The following is a 23,387-nucleotide window of genomic DNA, read 5'->3' as shown; positions in this document are numbered from 1 at the left end:
TGCCAGGTGCAGATGGACGATGTCGTACAGGCGATGCTCGACCAGTTGAACGCGGGGTTCCCGCGGGTTGAGACCATGACCGGTGCGCAGGCGCGCGCCTCGGTGGGCTTCATGACCATTTCATCCTTCGGGCCCGCCACCTCGGTGCAGGACCTGGTCTTCGCCGACCTGCGCGGACTCTTGCACCCCGCATACCGAGGCGGCTCGACATGACCGAGGTAAGCGACGTCATCGTGATCGGCGCCGGGTTCGCCGGGCTCTACGCCGTGCACCGGCTCGCCGTGTCGGGCCTGTCGATGATCGGCCTCGAGGCGGCCCCCGATGTGGGCGGCACCTGGTACTGGAATCGCTATCCGGGAGCGCGATGCGACGTCGAAAGCGTGGACTATTCCTACTCTTTCGATGACGAGCTGCAGAGGAGCTGGCAGTGGAGTGAGCGCTTCGCAGCGCAGCCAGAGATCCTGGCCTACCTGCGTCACGTCGCCGACCGCTTCGACCTGCGTCGCCATTATCGATTCGGTGTCGACGTGGTCGATGCCGCCTTCGATCGGGGCCGTTGGAACGTGCAGACCGCGACGGGCCAAACCTATGCGGCTCAATTTCTGGTGTGCGCAACCGGCTGCTTATCGGCGGTGAATCGACCCAATATCGCAGGCGTTGAAGACTTTTCGGGCGAGGTGTATTTTACGGCCGCGTGGCCGCGCGACGATCCCGATCTGCGCGACAAGCTAGTCGGGCTGATTGGCACGGGATCATCCGGAATCCAGGTGGCACCGATCATTGCCGCCCAAGCCCGAAACCTTGTCGTGTTTCAGCGGTCGCCGAACTACACGATTCCAATGCCCAACCGGCCGTGGTCAATCGAGGAACAACGAGAGATCCAGGAACAGTATCCCGAGCGTCGCCGGGTCTCGGCGTATGCAGCGGCGGGCACACCGCACGGCACCTACCCTAAGAACGCCGTCGATACCGAGCCCGGGGAGCAAGCCGAGGCGTTGTGGAAGCGCTGGCGCGAAGGTGGCGTTCTGTTCGCCAAGACCTTCCCCGACCAGACCAGTGACCTGGCCGCCAACGACGTCGCCCGGCGGTTCGCCGAGGAGCGGATCCGGGAAATCGTCACCGATCCCGCCGTCGCAACCGATCTCATCCCGGTCGACCATCCGATCGGAACCAAACGGATCTGTACGGACAGCGGGTACTACGCCATGTTCAACCGCGACAACGTGCAGCTGGTGAACCTGCGCCGCGAGCCCATCCGGGAGGTCACCCCGCACGGGGTGCGTACCAGCGCAGCGACCTATCCGCTCGATGTGCTGATCTTCGCCACCGGCTTCGACGCCATGACGGGGGCGTTGACCCGAATCAACCCCTGCGGACCCCGAGGCGAGCGACTGCGGGACATCTGGCATGACGGACCGCTGACCTTCCTCGGTCTGATGGTGCCCGGGCTGCCGAATCTGTTCACGATCAGCGGGCCGGGGAGTCCGTCGGTGCTGGCGAACATGGTGCTGCACGCCGAGGTTCAGGTCGACTGGGTCATCGACCTGATTCGAGCGGCGCGACGACAGGGGGTGAGCGAGATCGAGCCGCGGCTGGACGCGGCCCGGGCGTGGACCGATCAGGTGGCGCAGGCCGCCGGGCGGACGCTGTTTCCCAGGGCCGCGTCGTCGTGGTACCTGGGTGCCAACATCGAAGGCAAGAAGCGCACCTTCATGCCGTACATCGGAGGGTTCGGTACCTACCGGCGCCACTGCGACGATGTGGCCCAACGCAATTACGCCGGGTTGGTGTTGACAACGAGATCGGGGAAGTGACCGTGCCGGAGACGGTTCAGCAACTGTTGCGGCTGCGCAGGCACGACGACACCCCTGCGATCGCACACGGCGAGGCGACCTGGACTTGGCGCGAGCACCTTGCCGAGGCCGAGGCCGAGGCGGCGGCGGTGATTACCCTCGCCGACCCGGATCGCCCATTGCATGTTGGTGCCGCACTGGGCAATTCACCGGCGATGCTGCGCGCGATGGCCGCCGCCGCGCTGGGTGGCTACGTGCTGTGCGGGCTCAACACCACCCGTCGCGGGCCTGCGTTGTTGTCCGATATCCAGCGTTGCGACTGCCAGATTCTGCTGGTCGACGACGAGCACCTACCGTTGTTGGACGTCTTGGATCTCAAGGGAATTCAGGTTCTGAATGTGGGATCGGTGCGCTACGCCGAAGCGGTCGCCGCGGCGCCACCCATGACGCCGCACCGCGAGGTCGCCGCCGCCGACACGTTCATGATGATCTTCACCTCCGGAACCAGCGGCAATCCCAAGGCCGTGCGGTTCGCACACGGTATGGCGATCATGTGCGGCGCCAGCCTGGTCTTTCAGTACGACGTCACCGCGGCCGATGTCTGTTATCTGGCGATGCCGCTGTTCCACTCCAACGGCGTTGCCGCCGGCTGGGCCGTCGCCATCGGCAGCGGGGCGCTGATGGTCCCCGCCAAGTTTTCGCCGTCGCGGTTCATCGAGGACGTCCGCCGCTACGGCGTGACCTACCTGAATTACGTCGGCAAGCCGCTTGCTCTGATCCTTTCCACTCCGCAGCGTCCCGACGACGCCGACACGACACTGCGCATGGCCTTCGGCAACGAGGCAACCGATCGCGATATCACGGAATTCGCACGGCGTTTCGGTTGCCGAGTGGTCGACAGCTTCGGGTCCAGCGAGTTCGCGGTGATCGTGGTGCGCGAGGACGGCACCCCGCCCGGCTCGATCGGCAAGCCGTATCCCGGGGTCAGCATCTACAACCCCACAACCTTAACGGAGTGCGCGGTCGCCCAGTTCGACGAACAGGGCGCGCTGATCAACTTCGACGACGCCGTCGGCGAGCTCGTCAACACCACGGGAGCGGGTCCGTTCGTCGGCTACTACAACGATCCGGACGCCACCGCCGAGCGGATGCGACACGGCATGTACTGGTCGGGCGATTTGGCCTATCGCGATGCCGACGGCTTCATCTACCTCGCCGGCCGCACCGCCGACTGGATGCGGGTGGATGGGGAGAACCTCGCGGCGGCGCCGATCGAACGGATCCTGGCACGACTGCCGCAGGTCAGCCAGGTCGCGGTGTATGCCGTACCCGACGAGCAAGTCGGCGACCAGGTAATGGCGGCGTTGGTGCTTCGCCGCGGGATGGACTTGCGGCCAAGCGATCTCGAGGATTTTCTGTCCACCCAGAGCGATCTCTCCCCGAAGGCCTGGCCACGCTACGTGCGCATCAACGACGACCTTCCGGCGACCGCGACCAACAAGATCCTCAAGCGCGAGCTCATCGCCGCCGGCATCGACGCCGAGGGCGGAGTGCTGCTGACCCGGGAACCGCGCGGCACGGCGTATACGGTTGCAGCACAGCATGTTTCAGAGGCCACGCCGTCCTAGCTCACTCCGCGGAGCTGGGCGCCTCGCCGAATCGGGCCAGGACCAGCGTACCGCCCACGGCCACAACGAATCCCAAGATGACCAGCCACCCCCAACCGGGCCGCGCGGTGTCACCCAGCCACAGCACGCCGACCAGTGCGGGCGCGATGGTTTCACCGACGACCATCGCTGCGACTGTGGTGGTGACCGATCCGCGTTGTAGGGCGGAGGTGAACAACAGGAATCCCGCGGCGCCGCCTGCGGCCGCGGCATACAGCGCCGGGTTGGTGTAGAAGGCGGCCTTGGTCGGATCGATCTCGTCGATGAGGCGCACTCCGATTTCGACGACGCCGAATCCGCTTCCGGCGCCGAGGCCGAGCACGAGTGCGCGTTCACGGTCGGGCAACCGGCCGGCGACGGCGCCGACGAGGAAGATGGCGGCGACCACGACGATCAACGCCAAGCCGAGTCCGGCTGGGCCATGCCGGAAGTGGCCCGGCCCGGCGGCACAAGCCAGCGCGAAGAGGCTCGCGCAAACCACACCCACGGCGGTCCACTCGGCCTTGGACAGCCGTGCCGAGAGCACCCACGCCGACACGATGCCGGTGACCGCGATCGACGCGGCCAGCGCCGCGGCGACGACGTATATCGGCACCAGCCGAAGCGCCGCGACCTGCAGCAGGAAACCGAGGCCGTCCAGGCCAATGCCCACGATGTAGCGCCACTGCCGCAGGGCGCGCAGCAGCAGCATCGCGTCGACACCGGATTTGCCGCCGGATTCCACCGACCGCGCCGCGACAGCCTGCAGTACCGAGGCGGTGCCGTAACACACCGAACAGCCCAGAGCCAGGAGGAACCCGATCAGCATTGACCGACAGTAGCCGAGCCGGAGTTCGTGGGCAGGGCCCGCGGCGCAGGACGACAATGGCACCGTGGGGCATTCATCGGCGCGAAGGGGATAGCGATGACGGGTATCGAAGGCAAGGTCGTGGCCGTCACCGGGGCGAGCAGCGGGATCGGCGAGGCGACCGCGCGTCTGCTCGCCGGACGCGGCGCGCGCCTGGTCCTGGGAGCCCGTCGCGTCGAGCGCCTTGACGAAATCGCAGGCGAGCTAGGCGATCACGGAGGACAGGCCGTCAGTTGCCGGGTCGACGTCGCCCGTCGGGAGGATCTCGAGCGGCTCGTCGGTACCGCCGTCGACCGGTTCGGTCGCCTCGACGTATTGGTGAGCAACGCCGGAATCAGCAAGATCGGGCCGATCTCCGAGCTGGACGTCGACGGCTGGGCGGCAATGATCGACGTCAACCTTCGCGGGGTGCTGCACGGATTCGCCGCGGCACTCCCGGTGTTTCGCCGGCAGGGCCGCGGACACTTCGTGACGACGGTCTCGACGGCCGGGCTGAAGATCGTGCCGACCATGGCGGTGTACGCGGCGACCAAGAACGCGGTGCGCACGGTGATGGAAGGTCTGCGCCAAGAGTCGACCGATGGCGTGGTCCGTACGACGTCGATATCGCCGGGTTTCGTTGACACTGAACTCGACAAGTCGATCGACGACGTCGCGTTGCGCGAGCAGATCCGGCGCGCGATGAACGACGTCGGTATTCCGCCGGACGCGGTCGCACGGGCCATCGCGTTCGCCGTCGAGCAGCCCGACGAAGTGGAGGTCGGGGACATCACCATCCGGCCCACGGTCCAGGGCTAGCGGTGTCGGCTCACGAACCGTTCGACCGCATCGGCGATCTCTTGGGGCTTGTCTTCCTGTAGGAAGTGCTTTGCCGGCAACAGGATTGAATCGGTGGCGCCCGCGGCTCGTTGCGCTTGGATCCCCCAGCGCCGCCAGGGGAGCATCCTGTCGCGCGCGCCCCATACGACTTGCACGGGGTACGGTCCGTCCCGGACGGCGTCGAGATAGCGCTTTTCCTTCGCGGCGGTCAGCTCGAAGCCGCGCATGATCTTCAGGAATGCGCGCCCACCGTCGTCGCCGAATAGCAGGGGCACCCAACACGCGATCTCCGCGGCGGGAACATGGCGGCTGACCGCGACGAGTCGCATCAGCGCCAAGAACGCCCCCGGGATACGCAGGGAGGCCAGCCATGCCTTGCCGATGCCCGGATGTGCGAAGGGTTCCATCGGCCATGGACGGTGGAACGACTCCACTTCGATGATCGTGTTCAGCAACGTCATCGACAGCACCCGATCGGGTACCGCGTTGGCCACCTCGAATCCGATGGGGCCGCCGATGTCGTGCAGCAGCAGGTGAAAGCGGTCGAGCCCCAATTCGTCGATCGCCGACAGCAGCCATCGACCCAGCCCCGTCCAGGTGTAATCGGCATCAACGGGCCGTTCGGCGAGTCCGAGCCCGGGCAGGTCGATCGCGATGCCGCGCAAACCGGTTCCGGCCAGGGCCGGAACGACTTTGCGATACAAGTACGCCGAGGACGGAACCCCGTGGACGCACACCACGGCGGGGGCATCCGGGGGGCCTTCGTCCAAGACGAACGACTTGATGCCGCCGGCGGAGAAGAACCGGCCCGATGACCGGTACCGTTCAAGCAGCCGGATTGTCTGAGCGGCGCCCATGCTGACTTGAAACGCCATGCCGTGCGAAAAGCTTCCGTTCGTCGGCCGGCCGCGGCCCCTAGCCGGACGGAGGTGTCCGGCCCGCAGGCCGGCAGAGCGGCGCGAGGTAGTACAACACCAGAGCCGTGACCGCGCCATAGCCCAGATGTGGAATCAGGTCGCTGATCCAGTCGACCGCACTCCAGGTGAGCGGATTGGTAACCCCGAGAACGGTCATCGGTCCGTTCGTGCCGACCAGAGCGAGGGCCGACGCGACCAGCATGGCGACCACGAGTCGGGGTCGCCAGCCCAAGGCATACGCCAGCCCGAGAACCATGCCCATTCCGATCCCCGCGGCATATCCGGTGAGCGCTGCGAGCCCCGAGATTCGGTTGGCGAGCACGTCGCCGCTGCCGGGAACGGTGAGACCGAACAACCTCGCCATGGCGTCGACGGTCCGTTCGGGGGTGCTACTCGTCGGACGGCCGCGCACCGCGATATCGAGGTAGGTGATGACATTGAGTGTGGTGGTGCCCGCCGCACCGGCGGCCGCGCCGCACAGTAGGCCCGGCACCAGTCTTTTGCCTTGCAGTGCCGACCACACCCCGGCAATGATAGGCGCGGCTTGGGCCGCATTACGGCTCTACACATTCCGCCGCGGAAAAACTAGAATTCGACACGTGCGTAAACGCACGGGTAGGACGTTAGCCGCGGCATCCGGCGCGGCGATGCTCTTGGTGGGCTTTGGCGGTGTCGGTGTGGGGTCCGCGCCGCCCAGCAGCGCGGACCCCACCCCAACGCCCGGGCCCTGCTGCTGGGCCAGTGACGCATCGCAGCCGATGGGCCTGTGGATTCAACCCGAAAACGGCGGCGCCAGCTGCATCGTCGGCCTGAACTGTGGGCGCATCAACCCGAACCGGCCTCCACCGGTGACCAACCCTCCGCGTCTTTCCCAGTAACAGGACGCACGGGCCTAGAATGGCCGTCGTGGGGAATCACGCGGGCAAGACGGTAGCCGCACTGTTCGGCGGTGCGGCCGTACTTGCGGTGGCGTTCGGCGGCATTGGTTCGGCTGACGAGTCGCCGAACAGCACTGCCGTTGCGTCGTCCAGCGTGGTTCCCGCGCCTCCCGGGGAGGGCGGGGGCGCGCTGCGGGTCAAACCCGCCGGCGGTGGTGGCGGCTGCATCAGTGGCCTGAACTGTGGGCCGATCAATCCCGACCGGCCCCCGCCTCCGAAGCGCCCCCCGCGTCTCGTGCACGGTCCGGGAGATCCCCTTCCGTTGCCGCGGAATCCGTAGCGGCCAGCCCGCCATCCGGATCCCGCATAGGTTTCCTATCATTTGGTGATGAGCGCCGGTGAGCTGAACGCCGTGGGCTCGCCGGCATTCACCGACGACGACCCGGCCCGGTTCCGCGCGGCCGGATGGTGGTCCGATTCGACACTGTCGGACGCGGTGCGGCGCAACGCCGAGCGATTACCGGACCGTCTCGCTTATTCCGACGAACCCGGCACCTCGCTGACATGGCGCGAATTCGACTCTGCGGCAGATAATTTGGCGTCCCAGCTAACCGGTATCGGCATTGTCCGCGGCGACCGAATCGCGGTGTGGCACGGGGACGGCGGCGCGATACACGTGCTGTTCGTTGCGGTCGAGCGCTGTGGCGGCGTGGTCGTCGGCATCGGTGCGCGCGCCGGCATCCGTGAGGTTGGCGCGCTGCTGCGCAACGCGGCACCGAAGGTCCTGATCAGCGACCCTAGGCACAGCGATGACGCGGCCCGGGCCATCACAGAGTCGTCGGTGTCCCTGCTGATCCTGGCCGAGGATGCCGGAGCACCGCGCCTGGCCAGCGAAGTGCGCCCGCAGGCGGTCGCCGCCGAATCTCAACTCGGCCCCGACGAGGTCTTCCTGATCAACTCGACCTCGGGGACCACCGGCCTGCCCAAGTGTGTCGTGCATACGCAGAATCGGTGGCATTACTTTCACCAGAAGGCCGTCGCCAATGGGCTGTTGACGTCCGACGACGTGTTCCTGCCAGTCATCCCCATGCCTTTCGGCTTCGGAATATGGACCAGCCACACCACTCCCATCTACCTCGGTGCCACTGCGGTGATTCTGGGGCGCTTCGCCGCGCACGCGGCGTGTGAAGCGATAGCCCGGCACAAAGTGTCCGTATTGTGTTGTGTGAGTTCGCAATTGACGATGCTGATGGCCGACCGCGCGTCCAGGGATTACGACCTGAGTTCGCTGCGTGTCGTTTTCACCGGCGGTGAGGCGATTCCGTACCGGCCTGCGGTCGAATTCGAAAAGCTCACCGGCGCCAAGATCCTGCAGTTCTATGGCTCGAACGAGACCGGTCTACTCAGTGCGACAACGCTGGACGATCCGCTGGAACGTCGCCTGCGCACCGGCGGCCGGATCGTCCCCGAAATGGCGGTCCGGCTCTTCGACGGGGATCAAGACGTCACCGCGACGGGACGGGGTCAGCCGGCGTGCCGAGGCCCGGCGACCAGCCTCGGCTATCTCGGAGGTACCGACCACGACAAGCTGTTCACTCGCGACGGCTGGATGCTGATGGGCGATATTTGCGAGGTCGACGACGACGGCTACCTGACCGTCACCGGCCGGACGTCCGACTTCATCCTGCGGGCCGGCAAGAACATCAGCGCCTCACAGGTCGAGGACGCCGTGCTGACTCACCCCGCAATCGCGCTGGCCGCGGCGGTGGCGATGCCGGATCCGGTCTTCGGCGAAAAGGTCTGTCTTTATGCCGAACTCGCCGACTCCTCAACCCTCGACCTGCCCGCACTCGTCGACCACCTACTGGCGCTGGGGGTTTCCAAGGAATTGCTGCCCGAGCGCCTCATCGTCGTCGACGAAATACCCCGGTCGTCCGGCGGAAAGATCGCCAAAGGCGAGCTCCGCCAAGATATTCGAGCAAGGTTGGAGGCCGAGAATGAACACGCCTAATCCACGACGAGGTGGCCTGCAGGTGTGGGCGCCGTCGGTGGTGCCCCCGATCGGCGTCGATCTGTCCAACGAGCAGGCGCTCGCCGTCGCCTTCCGGCATCTGGCCGGCATCGGGTTCGCCGAGAACATGGCCGGACACATCACCTGGCAGCTCGACGGGCAATCCGACATGTTGGTCAATCCGTGGGGACTGTGGTGGCAGGAACTCACCGCATCCGATATCTGCCTGGTAGACACCGATGCTCACGTGGTCCGTGGTCGGTGGGACGTCACCCCGGCCATCCACATTCATACCGAGCTGCACCGGGTACGCGAGGACGCCAGGGTGGTCATTCACAATCACCCGTACTACGTCTGTGTGCTCGCGGCGTTGGGCAGGCTGCCCGAGCTGGTGCACCAGACCGGCGCACTGTTCCTGGATGACCTGTGCCTGGTCGGCGAATACGACGGTGAAATCGACAGCCCCCACCGGGCAGCCGACCTGGCGGCGCGCATCGGCGGCGCCAACCTCACGATTCTGGCCAACCACGGCGTCATCGCGACGGGTCGGAACCTGCCCGAGGCGGTGTACCGGGCGGCGTCGATCGAGCGGGTGTGCAAGCTGGCCTACGACGTCATGCTCACCGGCAGGGAGCCGGTCGCGATGAATTGGTCGGACATGGCGGGCATGCAGCGGTCCCTGATCGAGCGCGCCGCCGACGTGTATTGGGCGGGCGCGGCGCGGATGACGATCAAAGCGGATCCCGATGTACTCAGCTGAGCCCGGCAGGCGTCACCGCCCGCCGACGCGAAAGGAGATTGCCGGCCATGAAATCAATTGACGAGCTGGCCGCCAATCTGAGTTTCACGACGGCCAAGACCGGCGACGAGCGGTCGGTCACGTTTCTGCCGGATCCGCCGCGTTCACCGCGCCGCTACACGGTGATCTCGGTCGACGACCACATCGTGGAACCCCCCGATACCTTCACCGGCCGGCTGCCCCGAAAGTTCGCCGACCGTGCGCCGCGGGTCGTCGACACCGCCAACGGTGGACAGACCTGGGTTTACGACAATCAGGAGCTGCCCAACGTCGGGTTCAACGCCGTGGTCGGCCGCCCGGTGGCCGAGTACGGCTTCGAGCCGGTCCGATTCGATGAAATGCGAAGGGGCGCATGGGATATCCATGAGCGCGTCAAGGACATGGATCTCAACGGCATCTACGCGTCGCTGAACTTTCCGTCGTTCCTGCCCGGCTTCGCCGGCCAGCGGTTGCAGCAGGTGACCAAGGATCGCGATCTGGCGCTGGCCGCGGTGCGGGCCTGGAACGATTGGCACCTCGAGGTGTGGGCCGGGTCATATCCCGAACGGATCATTCCCTGCCAGCTGCCCTGGCTGCTGGACCCCGAGCTGGGTGCGGAGATGATCCGCGAGAACGCCGCGCGCGGCTTCCATGCGGTGACGTTCAGCGAGAACCCCGCCATGCTCGGGTTCCCCAGTATCCATTCAGGACACTGGGATCCGATCATGGCCGCATGCGCCGAAACCGGAACCGTGGTGAATCTGCATATCGGATCGTCGGGTTCTTCGCCGTCGACCACCGAGGACGCTCCGCCGGATGTAGCGGGTGTGCTGTTCTTCGCCTACGCCATCTCGGCGGCCGTGGACTGGTTGTACTCCGGATTGCCGAGCAGGTTCCCGGATCTCAAGATCTGTCTGTCCGAGGGCGGAATCGGCTGGGTGGCAGGGCTGCTCGATCGCCTCGATCACATGCTCAGCTACCACGCCATGTACGGCACTTGGCAGGCGCTGGGGGAGAAGCTCACTCCCGCAGAGGTTTTCACCCGCAACTTCTGGTTCTGCGCGGTCGAGGACAAATCGTCGTTCGTACAGCGCGACCGAATCGGTATGGACAACATCATGCTCGAAGCCGACTACCCGCACTGTGACTCCACCTGGCCGCATACGCAACAAACCATCCGCGAGGAGATCGGCGATCTGCCCCCGGACGCGATTCGCAAGTTCACCTGGGAGAACGCGTCGCGCTTGTACCAACATCCGGTGCCGGCAGCCGTCCAGCAGGATCCGGACGCGTTCTGAGCGCTCACTTGGCACTCTTCGGGCAAGGGCAGTCACCGGAGTCCGCCTTGAAGCCGGCCACGGTTTCGCTCCGTCCCGCGGTGCGCACGGAGCGCGAGGGTGCGGTGGGTAGCGGCTTGTCCGTCAGCGGTGCGGAAGTCCCCGCGGCCAGCGCCACCGCTGACGACGACCCTGAACTGGCTTCCAGACACGACGGCGTCACGACCCAGTCCATGAATTGCCAAACCGCGGCAACCAGGGTCAGCAGCAGCAACACCGTCGCGACCGCGTGGGCCACCAGGTAGTAGCAGTATCCGGTTGAGGTTGGTGGTGAACCGTCGCCAGCGGCAACCATTTTGAACGTCACCTGTCGCATCGAAGGCCCCTTTCTCGGCCTGGCGGTGTCACCCGCCACAACCGTTGCTCGACAGTTCTTCGGAGCACACGGTCGATCGGATGGGCAAACGTGAATTCGAGGCACCTGCAGCACCGTGACCAGTTTGTTCGACGGATCCGGTACTTCGGGGGTGGCCATCGCGGCCCGAATGCGCTTCGCTGTCGGTAGGCGCTAACCCAGGAGGGGACTGTGACGACGGGCAAAGTTGATTTCAGCTCGGTCCGCTGGGGCTCGGTGGAGTGGACGAACCTCGTGACGCTGTATCTGCGTGCTCACGAAAGTCGCTCTCGGCATCCGATTCTGGGTGACCATGTCGCGGCCGAGGCCGTCGACCGGATCGACTACGACTTCAAACGCATACACCGGAACTCGTTGCCGGCGTCCAATCAGTACCTGGTCGCGCTGCGGGCCAAGCAGCTCGACGAGTGGTGCGCCGATTTCCTTTCGCACCACCCCGACGCGGTCGTCTTGCACCTGGGCTGTGGCCTCGACGGACGGTCCTTGCGTCTCGACGTACCGCCGGCCGTGCGGTGGTTCGACCTCGACCAGCCGAGCGTCATCGAGCTTCGCCGGCGGCTCTACGACGAAACCGAGCGCTACAAGATGATCGGATCGTCGGTCACCGAGTTGAATTGGCTCGATCAAATCCCCACCGGCCACCCGACGCTCGTCGTCGCCGAGGGCCTGCTGATGTACCTGGACGAGAATTCCGTGCGCGCACTGTTTGCGCGCGTGCTCGACCGATTCGCTTGCGGGGAACTGCAATTCGACACCCTTTCGGCCCTGGCGCCATTGCTCTCGAAAATGCTCACCCGGGGCATCATCAAGTGGGGGATCGGCAACGCGCGGGACATCGAAACGTGGGATCCAAGGCTGCGATTGGTCGAACAGACACCGGCACAGGCCGGCTACGAGAAGATCGACAGCACCGTCGTGCGGTGGATATACCGATTCTTCAACGCCTCGCCGTTCGGCCCCTATGACACGCTGAACCGGTTTAGCTTCTAGGGCTCCGGCAACCTCACGGCTGGTTGCCCGACACGTCCGGGTCCGCGCCGCGACCACAGTGATAAGCCGCGAAGTCCGCGCAAACCTCGGCATTGCGTGGACGATTGCCAGTCGGTAACGTCGATACTCAGCAAACTCTGGCGTCGGGATCCAGGGGGTGGGCGCGAGCGGGAGGCATTCTGTGAAGAAATTGATCGCTGCAGGTATATTGGCCTTTTCGGCGACGATGACCGCCGGGGTGGCCGTCAGCAACGCCGATGAGATCCTCGTCGAAGGCAACTATGCGACAGAGGCTGGGTGCATGGCGGACGGGCCGCATGTCGAGGTCGTCCATCCCGGCACCTGGACTCACTTTTCCTGTGTCCAGCATTCCGATGGTCTTTGGTACCTCTACCTGAGCAACTAGGTCCGGCGGCTATCACAGATTGGTGGCAAGCCGGCGCAGAATGTCCGCGGTGGGTTCGGCGGTGGCATGCCGGTACCCCGTACCTGCCCACAGGTGGACGTAGTCGGGCTTGCCCGCCGCCGCGGCGGCTTTGCGCAGCGGACTGGTCAGGTAGTGGATTGCGGGGTAGCCGAACGGAGCGTGATCCTCGTGGTCGTCGATGAACGTATTGCGCAGTCCGCGGGCGGGGCGGCCGGTGAAGGCATGGGTCACCACCGTTTCGGTCCGAGCGGGATCGGTCAGGGCGGCCTGGTGGGTTGCCGACGCACCGCTTTCGGTGGCACGCAGCAGAGCGGTGCCGACGACCGCCGCGGCGGCCCCGGCCCGGATCACGTCGGCCACCGCATCGGGTGTCGCCAGTCCACCGGCGGCCAGCACCGGCAGCGACACCGTGGCGGTGACCTGTTTGACCAGGTCCACGATCGGGACCGGCTGCACTGGTCGCAGTGGTGTCAGGGTGCCGGAATGCCCGCCGGCGACGGCGGCCTGTAACGCCAGCATGTCCACGCCGGCATCCCGGGCTTGCAGCGCCTCCTGCGCCGTCGTCACCGTTTGGACCACCACGGTTTTCGCATGCTGCAGCGCGGCGATCACGTTGCGTGGCGGGATCCCGAACGTGAACGACACCATCGGCACCGGGTCATCGAGCAGCAGCGCAATCTTCTCGTCGAACTGATCGGTGTCCTCGACGGGGTCAGCAGGCAGGTCGAGGCCGAACTGCTCGGCCTCCTTCTGGATGATCGCTGCGTAAGCCCGGTAGCGGTCCGGGTCGACCGGGACCGGGTTGGGTGCAAACAGGTTGATGCCGAACGGGATTCCCTCGGCACGCACACTCTTGAGCTCGGCTTCGACGGCCTGCACCGTCTTATAGCCCGCGGCGAGCATGCCCAGCCCGCCCGCCCCGGTGGCCGCCGACACCATCGCCGGCGTGGTCGGGCCGCCCGACATCGGCGCGGCAACCAGAGGAATCGACATCTCGAACTGTGCCAACATGGGGCGCCCCTCCGGGTTAGGTATTTTCCCGAATCGAGCCTAGTCAGTGCTCGAACGTTCCATTCGGGTGCCGGACCTGACAGGATGCTTCACCGTGAAGCGGCCTAACTTTTTGGTGATCCTGGCAGACGACCTCGGGTTTTCCGACATCGGTGCGTTCGGCAGCGAAATCGAAACGCCCAACCTCGACCGTCTCGCGCACGCGGGCATCAGGCTCACCGATTTCCATTCGGCGCCGGCCTGCTCGCCGACCCGAGCGATGCTGATGACCGGAACCGACCACCACGTCGCCGGTATCGGCACGATGCTCGAAGTCGCGATTCCCGGATTTCAGGGCGCGCCCGGCTACGAGGGCTACCTCAACGACCGGGTCGTCGCACTCCCGGAACTGTTGCGCGACGCCGGCTATTTCACCTTGATGTCGGGCAAATGGCATCTGGGCCACACGATTGAAAGATCGCCGTGGGCACGGGGTTTCGAGCGTTCGTTCGCGCTGCTACCAGCGGGCGCCAGCCACTACGGCGGCGCAGCCGGTCGCGGATTCTCGCCGGTACCAACGCTATACACCGAAGACGACCAGTTCGTCACGGTGGGCGAAGACTTCTACTCGTCGGACTCCTACACCGACACCTTGCTCGGCTACTTCCGCGACCGCGCAGCCGATGACGACCGGCCGTTCTTCGCGTACCTGCCGTTTCAGGCGCCGCATTGGCCGCTGCAGGCGCCCGACGAGTCCGTTGCCAAATACCGCGGCCGTTACGACGCGGGCCCGGACGCGTTGCGTGAGGAGCGGTTGGCGGCGCTCAAGCGTCTCGGCCTGTGTGCGCCCGACGTCGAGCCGCACCCGGTCGTCGCCGACGGCGCACCGGAGTGGGCCGACATGACGGAGGAGGCTCGCGCGATTTCGGCCCGTTCCATGGAGGTCTACGCCGGCATGGTGGACCGAATGGACTGGAACATCGGCCGGGTGATCGACTACCTGGCCGAGACCGGCGAGCTGGACAACACCGTCGTGATGTTCATGTCCGACAACGGGGCCGAGGGCGCGATCGTCGAGGCGATGCCCCTGCGCGGACCCCAGATCGTCGCGCAGATCGAAAAGAATTGCGACAACAGCCTGGAGAACCTGGGCCGGCCGACGTCGTTCATCTGGTACGGACCCCGCTGGGCACAGGCTGCCACGGCGCCGTCGCGGTTGCACAAGGCCTTCACCACAGAGGGCGGTATCCGGGTGGTGGGTTTCGTCACCTGGCCGGGTTTCGCGCGCCAGGACGCGATCGGTACCGCGTTCGCGACCGTCATGGACATCACGCCCACCGTGCTGGAACTGGCCGGTGTCGAACATCCCGGCACCTCCTACCGCGGACGCGACGTCGAGCCGATGCTCGGCCGCTCACTGGTGCCGTATCTGTCGTGCGACGCCGAGGCGGTCCACCCGGGTGAGACCGGCACCGGCTGGGAATTGTTCGGCCGCCGCGCGATCCGTCAAGGCGACTGGAAAGCCCTCTATCTGCCCCCGCCATACGGGCCGGGCACCTGGCAGCTCTATGACCTCTCCCGCGACCGGGGTGAGATCCACGACCTGGCGGCCACCCATCCCGACAAGCTCGCCGAGCTGCTGGCGCTGTGGGATCGCTATGTCGAGGAAAACGGCGTACTCACGGAGCCGATTTCGGTGTACGACGTCGACCCGCAATTGCTTGGCTAACGGCGTTGTGCAGCAACGGATCTGGGGGAACCGATGACTGAAACGACAACCTGCGCCGTGATCGGCGGTGGCCCGGCCGGAATGGTACTCGGGCTGCTGCTGGCCCGGGCCGGTGTCGAGGTCACGCTGCTGGAAAAGCACGGTGACTTTCTCCGCGACTTTCGCGGGGACACGGTGCATCCGACCACATTGCGTCTGCTGGACGAACTGGGCCTGTGGGAACGCTTCGCCGCCATACCGCACAGCGAGGTGCACAGCGCGAAGTTCGAATCGGACGGGCGGTCGGTGACCTATGTCGACTTCAGTCGGCTGCGCCAACCCCACCCTTTTGTCGCAATGGTGCCGCAGTGGGATCTGCTCAACCTGCTCGCCGAAGTCGCCCAAGAGGAACCGACCTTCACGCTGCGGATGAATACCGAGGCGACCGACCTGCTGCGCGAGGGAGCCACGGTCACCGGCGTGCGTTACGAAGGCCCGGACGGGCCCGGTGAGTTGAAGGCGGAGTTGACCGTCGCGTGCGACGGCCGGTGGTCGATGGCACGCCGTGCGGCCGGCCTGCGGAGCCGTGAGTACCCAGTGAACTTCGACGTGTGGTGGTTCAAGTTGCCGCGCGACGGCGATCAGGAGTTCTCGTTTTTGCCGCGGGTGGGCCCGGGCAAGGCTCTCGGGGTGATTCCGCGGGAGGGCTACAACCAGATCGCTTACATCGGGGCCAAAGGCACCGATACGCAACTGCGGGCGAAAGGCATCGAGGCGTTTCGCGACGACGTCTGCGCGCTCTTGCCGGAATCGGCCGCCGCGGTGGCGACACTGAAGTCGATGGACGAGATCAAGCACCTCGATGTCCGGGTCGATCGCCTGCTCCGCTGGCACACCGGCGGACTGTTGTGCATCGGTGACGCCGCACACGCGATGTCACCGCTTGGCGGTGTCGGCATCAACCTCGCGGTCCAGGATGCCGTGGCGGCCGCGACCATCTTGGCCGAGCCGCTGCGCCGCCACCGCGTCACCGATCGGGACCTGGCGGCCGTGCGCCGTCGCCGGCTGTTTCCCACCGCGGTAACCCAAGGCGTGCAGCGGTTCCTACAGCGCGGACTCGGGCCGCTGCTGCGTGGCGCGGACCCGACCCCGCCGGCGGCCGTCCTGGGCGTAATCCAGCGACTGCCGTGGCTGTCCTTGATCCCCGCCTATTTCATCGGTGTCGGGGTCAGGCCCGAGCGCGCCCCGGCCTTCGCCCGGCGGTAGCGTCGGGCCCATGGCTGAACTCCTGCGCATCGGCATCTTGGGCGCTGCCCGGATCGCGCCGATGGCGCTGATCAATCCCGCCAAGAACAACCCTGAGGTCGTGGTCGCCGCGGTGGCCGCACGCGACGGCGCGCGCGCTCGCGCGTTTGCCGCCAAGCACGGCATCGCCCGGGTGCACGATGACTACGAGTTGCTGATCGCCGATCCGGATCTCGACGCGATCTACAATCCGCTGCCAAACGGGTTGCACGGCAAGTGGACCCGTACCGCGCTGGCCGCAGGTAAACACGTGCTATGTGAAAAGCCGTTCACCGCCAACGCCGCCGAGGCCCGCGAGATCGCCGGGTTGGCCGCGCAATCGGATCGAGTGGTGATGGAAGCCTTCCATTATCGCTACCATCCGCAGACCCTGCGCGCCGAGGAGATCATCGCTTCGGGAGAACTGGGCAAGCTCACGCACGTGGAAGCCACGCTCTGTTTCCCGCTGCCGAAGTTCTCCGACATTCGGTACAACTACGCCCTGGCCGGCGGTGCGACGATGGATGCCGGCTGCTACCCGGTCCACATGGTTCGTACGTTCGGTGGTTCGACCCCGGAAGTCGTTTCGGCGCAAGCCAAGCTGCATAATCCCCAGATCGACCGGGCGATGACGGCCGAGCTACGATTCGCCGGCGGACACACCGGCCGGGTCCGGTGCTCGATGTGGTCGCGGCGCCTTTTCGATATCAGCGCCAAAGTGATCGGCGAACGCGGCCAGCTCCATCTGCTCAATCCCGCGATGCCGCAGATGTTCCATCGCCTCTCGGTTCGAACCGCCGACGACAATCGGGTGGAAAGCTTTCCGCGCCGCGCCTCTTACGCCTACCAACTCGATGCTTTCGCCGCAGCGGTGCTTCGCGGCGAGCCTGTGAAAACCACCGCGCAGGACGCGATCGAGAACATGACCGTCATCGACAACATCTATCGTGCGGCGGGTCTGCCGCTTCGGGAGCCGAGCTGAAGGTCAAGCCTGGCGGTCGATTTCGGCCAGCAGCCGGTGTGCCGCCTCGACGCATGGGCGTACCCGGTCGATCGGGCTGACCCCGGCCAACGCCAATGACCTTCTGGGCACTTCGATTTCGAGCACGATATCGGACGCAAGCACGGACAGAAGGTCGATGAGCGGGAGTTCGCCTTCGCCGGGGACCATGCGCTCGAACATGGCTTCCTCCATGTAGTTGTCCAAGCGGGGCTGCAGCGTGGTGTCGTTGAGTTGGGCGTAACCGATGTATTCGGGGTCGACGGCCGCCAGATCGGCTGCGCTGGACCCGGAGCGCACCAGATGCATTGTGTCGATCAGCAATCGAAAGTCCGGTCGGCCGACGTATTCTCGTGCGGCCAGTGCGGTGGGCAGATCACCCACGGTCAGCCCGGGAACCGGCTCGACGACGGTCTGGATGCTGCGCTCGGCGGCGAGTTCGGTCAAAGCCGCGAACTGGTCGAAGGTGCGGTTGAGATCGGGATCCAGACTGACGACGTTGATTCGGGGTACACCCAGTTCGGCCAATACATCGAGATCTGCACTGAACAACTGAGTTTCGGTGTCCGGCAGCACCAGGAAGCCATCGCCCAGCGAGGCGGCCACGCCACGTTGCTGCATCCTCGCGATTACGTCGCGTCGTAGCCCCGCGTCGTCCTTGAGGGAATAGGGCGGATAGCCGAGCGGCACCAGGGGTGCGCCCCGCACCACCACGGAGATGTAGCGACAGCCCAGATCCGCTGCGAGATCAACGAACTCGATTGGCGGAAGGCCGAATCCATTGAGAAAGCCGATAGCCAGTTCGGTCATGCCGGACGGGCCGCCAATTGCGCCAACTGGGCGGCCGCCGGAGCCGTCTGAATCGTCAGCGCGATCTGGCCGGAGCTGACCTGATCCTCGATCATCGGCGCCTCCAGGACCAGATCATCGCGGATGAAGGCGATGTGGGCATGCAGATGCGCCGCGGTAAATGCCGCCCATGCCGTCTCCGACGCCGGGTCCATCGTCAGAATCACTTGAAAGAAGTCCGCCGTCAGCGGTTTGGGTGCGTCCACGTGAGTCAGCCCGAGTCGCATCGTTTCCGGTCCCAACGTGTACCGCGTGGTCCGGGCGAGGTCGCAGGTGACCAGGACGCCCTCCGGCGGTGCCGGGGCCGCCGGATTGATCGCGGGGCACTTCTCCGGCGAGGTCGGCTGCGATTTCTCGACCGGCCGCACCGGCAACGGCGCGATCCGTGCCATCGGCGGCACGGGTGGGGGCGCCGACGCCGCGGTGCTGCTCGACGTGGCGGGTGCGACCGCATGCTGTGCCGAATGGCAGCCGCACGCCAGCGCGCCGAGCAGGATGGCGATGGTCAGCCGAACGGTCGTCGTAGCGGGCATCGACCTCCAGCAAAGTAGGTCGAGCGCCCGTTGTCGCCCACTACTGCAGAATTCGCGTGAATCGTGATGACACCGTTGCACTCGCGACGTGCGCTTTACGGACACTACGAACATAGAGTATGGTCGTGCTGCACGTCAGCGAAAGTTCACTCTAGATCCTTGCCACGAAAGCCTGTGTTCATGGCTCGATATCCGTCTGCGGCGGCAACGAGACGAAAGCCCAACCCCGCGGAGCGCCGCCGCGATCTGTGCGATGCGGCGATCGAGTTGCTGGCTGCCGACGGGGCCAAGGGCCTGAGCCATCTGAAGGTCGACCGCAAGGCCGCCGTTCCCGACGGCACTACCTCCTTCTACTTCCGGACCCGGTCCGCACTGCTGCGCGCGGTTGCCGAACGGCTGGCCGAGCTCGATCTGGAACGGCTGCAGTCGATCGCCGACAGCGCCGGTAGCACGGGAGACAATCCCACGCCCTCGTTGTTGTCGCAGGTCGTGATTCAGGCCGGCACCGAGCCGCAGCTGTCGTGGACCAAGGCCCGTTACGAGCTGACAATGCAGGCCGCCCGGGATCCCGCGATGGCCGCGATCCTGCAGCGAGCCACGGACGCGTTCACCAAGCTGCACCGCGAGATACTCGTGCAGCTGATGCCGCATGGGGCCGAACTGGAATCAGCGGTGATCGAGGATCTGAGCAACGTCACCCTGACGTTCATCAACGGTCTGCTGATGCGCGCCGCGCATGGCGACCGGATTGTCGATACCCCCGAGCAGCTCGACGCGATCCTGACGGCCATCGCGACCGGAATCCTCAAGAGCCCGCACCGGGGCGCCCTCACCGACGCCGCCGATGTGCACCCGGGGCGCGGCCGCCGGGCCGCCGCCTCCGGCTGACCGCCGGCAGACGCACGACGCCGGTTTTCGTGCGTTTTGGGTCTTGCCACAGCATCCGCTATATGGTTCTCTACGAGAATAGAGTGAACCGACGTTCACGGGCCGTCGGTGAGCCCGCTATCAGCCGAGCCCGTGCGTTTGTCGAAACAAACGCATTTAAGCGGAGTGTACAAATTGCCCGACCCGGATCCGGCGCTGACTCGCTGCCGGCTACGGCGACGTCTCAGGCATGTCGCTCCCCGAAATCGAAAGCGCTAGGAGGGATTTCGTGACGGCCAGCACCGAGAGCCATGTCAGCTTTGATCCGTACGATGTCGAGCTGATTGCCGACCCGTATCCGATGTTTAAGCGCTTGCGTGACGAGGCGCCGCTCTACTACAACTCCGAATACGACTTTTACGCGCTGAGCCGATTCGCCGATGTCAACAAGGGCATCATCGATCACGGCACCTACAGCTCTGCGCGGGGCGTAATCATGGAGCTGATCAAGGCCAACCTCGAGATCCCATCGGGGATGCTGATCTTCGAAGACCCGCCGATCCACGACGTGCACCGCAAGTTGCTGTCGCGGATGTTCACGCCGCGCAAGATCGCGGCGCTGGAGCCGATGATCCGCGACTTCTGCGCGCAGTCGCTGGATCCGTTGGTGGGTTCGGGCCGATTCGATTTCGTCACCGACCTGGGCGCGATCATGCCGATGAAGGTCATCAGCGCTCTGCTCGGTATTCCCGAAGAGGATCAGGAATACATCCGCGATCGCGGAAACGCGCAACTACGCACCGAGCCGGGCAAGCCGATGAGCGCCGCCGAGCACGGCTTGTCGGTGGGCGAGCAATTCGAGGCCTACATCGACTGGCGTGCCGACAACCCGTCCGACGACATCATGACCGAGCTGCTCAACGTGGAGTTCGTCGACGAGACCGGGACCACGCGGCGGCTGCGCCGTGAGGAGATTCTCGTCTATCTCAACGTGGTGGCCGGAGCGGGCAACGAGACGACGACCCGTCTGATCGGTTGGGCCGGAAAGGTTCTCGCGGAGCACCCAGACCAGCGCCGTGAACTCGTCGAAAATCCCGCGCTGATCCCGCAGGCGATCGAGGAGCTGCTGCGCTTCGAGCCGCCGGCGCCGCACATGGCGCGGTATGTGACCCGCGACGTCAGCCTCTACGACCAAACGGTGCCGCAAGGCAGCGTGATGCTGATGCTGATCGGTGCCGCCTGCCGCGACGAGCGCCAGTTCGGCCCCGATGCAGGCGAATTCAACATCCATCGCGCGCCCCGGCCTCACCTCACGTTCAGTGTCGGTGCGCACTTCTGCCTGGGCTCGGCACTGGCCCGGCTGGAAGGCCGGGTCGCCCTGGAGGAAATCCTCAAGCGCTTCCCGGAGTGGGAACCCGATATGGCCAGCGCCACGCTCAGCCCGACCTCGTCGGTGCGGGGCTGGGAGACCCTGCCGACATTGGTGCCCTGATGGCCGGCCGCGTCGAGGGCAAAGTCGCCTTCATCAGCGGCGCCGCCCGCGGGCAGGGCCGTAGCCACGCGGTGCGCCTGGCGCAGGAGGGCGCCGACATCATCGCGATCGACGTCTGCGGACCGATCGACAACCTGGCCTACCCGCATTCGACTCCTGAGGATCTCGTCGAAACCGCCGATCTGGTCAAGAACCTCGATCGGCGCATCGTGACCGCTCAGGTCGATGTCCGTGACTACGAGGGTCTCAAGGCCGCCGTGGACAGCGGCGTGGAACAACTCGGCCGCCTCGACATCGTCGTCGCCAACGCTGGTATCGGAACCTTCGGCAACAAGCTCCACAAGATCCGCGAGGAGATCTGGCGCGACATGATCGACGTCAACTTGTCCGGGGTATGGCACACCGTCAAAGTCGCCGTGCCGCATATCCTTGGCGGTGAGCGCGGCGGTTCGATCGTGCTGACCGGTTCGGTCGGATCGCACAAGGCGCTGGCCCACACCGGCCACTACATCGCTGCCAAGCACGGCGTCATCGGCCTGATGCGGGCATTTGCCGTCGAGTTGGGCCAACACAACATCAGGGTCAACTCGGTACACCCCAGCCAGGTCAACACGCCGATGACGATGAACGAGGTGACCTACAAGCTGTTCCGGCCGGATCTGGAAAACCCGGGACCGGACGACTTCGCACCGTTTTCGCAAATGATGCACACGATGCCGGTGCCCTGGGTGGAGGCCCGCGACATCAGCAACGCCGTCCTGTTCCTCGCCTCTGACGAATCACGTTATGTCACAGGCGTTTCGCTGCCCGTGGACGCGGGCGCGTTACTCAAGTAAGCACTATTCGATTAAGCACGACGAAGTGGAGATATCTCATGCCGGAATTCGACTACGAAAAGCTGAAGAAACAAGCCGAGCAGTACATCAAGTTCGAGAAGGACAAGAAGAACCGGATCGCCTACATCACCTTTGACCGGCCGGAGGCGCAGAATGCCACCAGCCTGGGCATGCGGCAGAACTACGCCGACCTGATCCACAAGTGCAATGTCGACGACGACGTCAAGGTCGTCGTAATCCGCGGTGAGGGAGAGGATTTCGGCAGTGGAGGGGACCTGCCCGAGCAACGGCCGATGCTGGAGAACCCCGGCCTGCCGCTGCACCACGAGCTCGCGATCAACGATGACGACGTCAAGTACCCGCCGGGTGGGTCGTACCGGTACCTGTCTACTGTGACCGACTTCTACGCCAAGGCGCGTGCCGGTAACCGGCCGCTGCAGGAGCTTCGGAAGATCAGCATCATCGAGGCCAAGGGCTACTGCTACGGCTGGCACTTCTACCAGGCCGGTGACGCCGACCTGGTGATCTCCTCCGACGATGCCCTGTTCGGCCACCCGGCGTTCCGCTATGTCGGCTGGGGGCCCCGGCTGTGGTGGTGGGCCGAGACGATGGGACTGCGAAAGTTCTCCGAGATGCTTTTCACCGGACGGCCGTTCAGCGCCAAGGAAATGTACGAATGCGGCTTCGTCAACAGCGTGGTGCCGCGCGAGAAGCTGGAAGCCGAGACCCTCAAGTACGCAATGGCATGTTCACGGTCGCGTCCCACCGACACGGTCGCGGTGCAGAAGACATTCCTCGAGCTCTACAAGCAACACAAGGGTGAATACTTCGGCAGCCTGCTGACCGGCATGGTCGAGGGCATGTTGCCAATGATCAAAAACGACGCGGAAGAAGTCGACCTCACTGGTGGCACCTTCGAAAAGGGCCTCAACAACGTGGTCAAGGACAACGACATGAACTTCCCCCCGGAGTGGCGCCTGAGCCGCTCGGGACGCGCGAAGCCCTGACG

General features: G+C 65.4%; 24 protein-coding genes. 17 read left to right on the top strand and 7 right to left on the bottom strand.

All coding sequences use genetic code 11. The features are described 5' to 3' along the window. Positions 1-12 precede the first annotated feature (12 nt). Genes ACAG21_RS15875 through fadD1 form a run of 3 tightly spaced genes read left to right on the top strand, consistent with a single transcriptional unit; the run spans position 13 to position 3,421 of the window. Entirely contained in the window at positions 13-213 is a 201-nt protein-coding gene (locus tag ACAG21_RS15875; RefSeq protein ID WP_370497085.1) for a hypothetical protein, read from the top strand. After that, on the top strand, positions 210-1,814 hold the full coding sequence (locus ACAG21_RS15870) for a flavin-containing monooxygenase (protein WP_370497084.1): 1,605 nt from the start codon (positions 210-212) through the stop codon (positions 1,812-1,814). Before ACAG21_RS15875 ends, ACAG21_RS15870 begins: the two co-directional genes overlap by 4 nt. 2 nt (positions 1,815-1,816) lie before the next feature. Beyond that, on the top strand, positions 1,817-3,421 hold the full coding sequence (gene fadD1, locus ACAG21_RS15865) for a fatty-acid--CoA ligase FadD1 (RefSeq protein ID WP_370497083.1): 1,605 nt from the start codon (positions 1,817-1,819) through the stop codon (positions 3,419-3,421). A 1-nt stretch (position 3,422) separates the two neighbouring features. On the opposite strand, the gene ACAG21_RS15860 is transcribed toward fadD1, so the two are convergent. Continuing rightward, positions 3,423-4,268, bottom strand: a complete 846-nt coding sequence (locus ACAG21_RS15860) for a DMT family transporter (protein WP_370497082.1) — start codon at positions 4,266-4,268, stop codon at positions 3,423-3,425. Positions 4,269-4,364: 96 nt separating this feature from the next. Between ACAG21_RS15860 and ACAG21_RS15855 the strand changes: the two genes are divergently transcribed. Next, on the top strand, positions 4,365-5,105 hold the full coding sequence (locus ACAG21_RS15855) for an SDR family oxidoreductase (protein WP_370497081.1): 741 nt from the start codon (positions 4,365-4,367) through the stop codon (positions 5,103-5,105). Here the strand turns inward: ACAG21_RS15855 and ACAG21_RS15850 are convergent. Further along, positions 5,102-6,001, bottom strand: a complete 900-nt coding sequence (locus tag ACAG21_RS15850; protein WP_370497080.1) for an alpha/beta fold hydrolase — start codon at positions 5,999-6,001, stop codon at positions 5,102-5,104. The two genes, ACAG21_RS15855 and ACAG21_RS15850, sit on opposite strands and share 4 nt — an antisense overlap. Positions 6,002-6,041: 40 nt before the next feature. Continuing rightward, the gene (locus ACAG21_RS15845) at positions 6,042-6,566 is read right to left on the bottom strand and encodes a hypothetical protein (protein WP_370497078.1); all 525 of its coding nucleotides are present in this window, start codon (positions 6,564-6,566) and stop codon (positions 6,042-6,044) included. Between the two features lie 383 nt (positions 6,567-6,949). On the opposite strand from ACAG21_RS15845, the gene ACAG21_RS15840 reads away from it, so the two are divergent. The 4 genes from ACAG21_RS15840 to ACAG21_RS15825 are packed head-to-tail and all read left to right on the top strand — an operon-like array spanning position 6,950 to position 11,008. Then, complete coding sequence (locus ACAG21_RS15840) at positions 6,950-7,261, top strand: hypothetical protein (RefSeq protein WP_370497077.1); 312 nt, start codon at positions 6,950-6,952, stop codon at positions 7,259-7,261. A 48-nt stretch (positions 7,262-7,309) separates the two neighbouring features. Further along, positions 7,310-8,932 carry a class I adenylate-forming enzyme family protein gene (locus tag ACAG21_RS15835; protein WP_370497076.1) on the top strand — a complete coding sequence of 541 codons (1,623 nt, stop codon included), beginning with the start codon at positions 7,310-7,312 and terminating at the stop codon, positions 8,930-8,932. Then, positions 8,919-9,692, top strand: a complete 774-nt coding sequence (locus ACAG21_RS15830; protein ID WP_370497075.1) for a class II aldolase/adducin family protein — start codon at positions 8,919-8,921, stop codon at positions 9,690-9,692. The genes ACAG21_RS15835 and ACAG21_RS15830 overlap by 14 nt, the downstream gene beginning before the upstream one ends. 47 nt (positions 9,693-9,739) lie before the next feature. After that, positions 9,740-11,008 (top strand): amidohydrolase family protein, encoded by a 1,269-nt coding sequence (locus ACAG21_RS15825; protein ID WP_370497074.1) that lies wholly within the window; start codon positions 9,740-9,742, stop codon positions 11,006-11,008. A gap of 4 nt (positions 11,009-11,012) precedes the next feature. Here ACAG21_RS15825 and ACAG21_RS15820 read toward each other — a convergent pair whose 3' ends face one another. Next, positions 11,013-11,363: a hypothetical protein gene (locus ACAG21_RS15820; RefSeq protein WP_370497073.1), complete on the bottom strand. Its 351-nt coding sequence runs from the start codon at positions 11,361-11,363 to the stop codon at positions 11,013-11,015. A gap of 210 nt (positions 11,364-11,573) precedes the next feature. Here ACAG21_RS15820 and ACAG21_RS15815 point away from each other — a divergent pair, with 210 nt between their 5' ends. After that, entirely contained in the window at positions 11,574-12,392 is an 819-nt protein-coding gene (locus ACAG21_RS15815; protein ID WP_370497072.1) for a class I SAM-dependent methyltransferase, read from the top strand. A 181-nt stretch (positions 12,393-12,573) separates the two neighbouring features. Further along, positions 12,574-12,798, top strand: coding sequence for a hypothetical protein (locus ACAG21_RS15810; RefSeq protein WP_370497071.1), 225 nt, complete (start codon positions 12,574-12,576; stop codon positions 12,796-12,798). A gap of 12 nt (positions 12,799-12,810) precedes the next feature. Here the strand turns inward: ACAG21_RS15810 and ACAG21_RS15805 are convergent, their stop codons facing one another. Next, on the bottom strand, positions 12,811-13,830 hold the full coding sequence (locus ACAG21_RS15805) for a nitronate monooxygenase (RefSeq protein ID WP_370497070.1): 1,020 nt from the start codon (positions 13,828-13,830) through the stop codon (positions 12,811-12,813). A 94-nt stretch (positions 13,831-13,924) separates the two neighbouring features. On the opposite strand from ACAG21_RS15805, the gene ACAG21_RS15800 reads away from it, so the two are divergent. The 3 genes from ACAG21_RS15800 to ACAG21_RS15790 are packed head-to-tail and all read left to right on the top strand — an operon-like array spanning position 13,925 to position 17,783. Beyond that, entirely contained in the window at positions 13,925-15,538 is a 1,614-nt protein-coding gene (locus tag ACAG21_RS15800; RefSeq protein ID WP_370497069.1) for an arylsulfatase, read from the top strand. Between the two features lie 33 nt (positions 15,539-15,571). Continuing rightward, positions 15,572-16,783 (top strand): FAD-dependent oxidoreductase, encoded by a 1,212-nt coding sequence (locus tag ACAG21_RS15795; RefSeq protein WP_370497068.1) that lies wholly within the window; start codon positions 15,572-15,574, stop codon positions 16,781-16,783. A 10-nt stretch (positions 16,784-16,793) separates the two neighbouring features. Beyond that, complete coding sequence (locus ACAG21_RS15790) at positions 16,794-17,783, top strand: Gfo/Idh/MocA family protein (RefSeq protein WP_370497067.1); 990 nt, start codon at positions 16,794-16,796, stop codon at positions 17,781-17,783. 3 nt (positions 17,784-17,786) lie between these two features. Here the strand turns inward: ACAG21_RS15790 and ACAG21_RS15785 are convergent, their stop codons facing one another. After that, complete coding sequence (locus tag ACAG21_RS15785) at positions 17,787-18,611, bottom strand: sugar phosphate isomerase/epimerase family protein (RefSeq protein ID WP_370497066.1); 825 nt, start codon at positions 18,609-18,611, stop codon at positions 17,787-17,789. Further along, positions 18,608-19,183, bottom strand: a complete 576-nt coding sequence (locus ACAG21_RS15780; protein ID WP_370497065.1) for a preprotein translocase subunit SecD — start codon at positions 19,181-19,183, stop codon at positions 18,608-18,610. Before ACAG21_RS15780 ends, ACAG21_RS15785 begins: the two co-directional genes overlap by 4 nt. A gap of 180 nt (positions 19,184-19,363) precedes the next feature. Here ACAG21_RS15780 and ACAG21_RS15775 point away from each other — a divergent pair, with 180 nt between their 5' ends. From ACAG21_RS15775 to ACAG21_RS15760, 4 genes are all read left to right on the top strand, one after another. Next, complete coding sequence (locus ACAG21_RS15775) at positions 19,364-20,071, top strand: TetR/AcrR family transcriptional regulator (protein ID WP_370497064.1); 708 nt, start codon at positions 19,364-19,366, stop codon at positions 20,069-20,071. Between the two features lie 268 nt (positions 20,072-20,339). Next, on the top strand, positions 20,340-21,542 hold the full coding sequence (locus ACAG21_RS15770; protein ID WP_370497063.1) for a cytochrome P450: 1,203 nt from the start codon (positions 20,340-20,342) through the stop codon (positions 21,540-21,542). After that, positions 21,542-22,378: a mycofactocin-coupled SDR family oxidoreductase gene (locus tag ACAG21_RS15765; RefSeq protein ID WP_370497061.1), complete on the top strand. Its 837-nt coding sequence runs from the start codon at positions 21,542-21,544 to the stop codon at positions 22,376-22,378. Before ACAG21_RS15770 ends, ACAG21_RS15765 begins: the two co-directional genes overlap by 1 nt. Before the next feature lie 38 nt (positions 22,379-22,416). Then, positions 22,417-23,385 carry an enoyl-CoA hydratase/isomerase family protein gene (locus tag ACAG21_RS15760; RefSeq protein ID WP_370497060.1) on the top strand — a complete coding sequence of 323 codons (969 nt, stop codon included), beginning with the start codon at positions 22,417-22,419 and terminating at the stop codon, positions 23,383-23,385. Positions 23,386-23,387: the final 2 nt, after the last annotated feature.

It is taken from the genome of Mycobacterium sp. pR1184, from assembly GCF_041287235.1.
Lineage (GTDB): Bacteria > Actinomycetota > Actinomycetes > Mycobacteriales > Mycobacteriaceae > Mycobacterium.
This window is presented reverse-complemented; position numbering and strand designations above follow the sequence as displayed.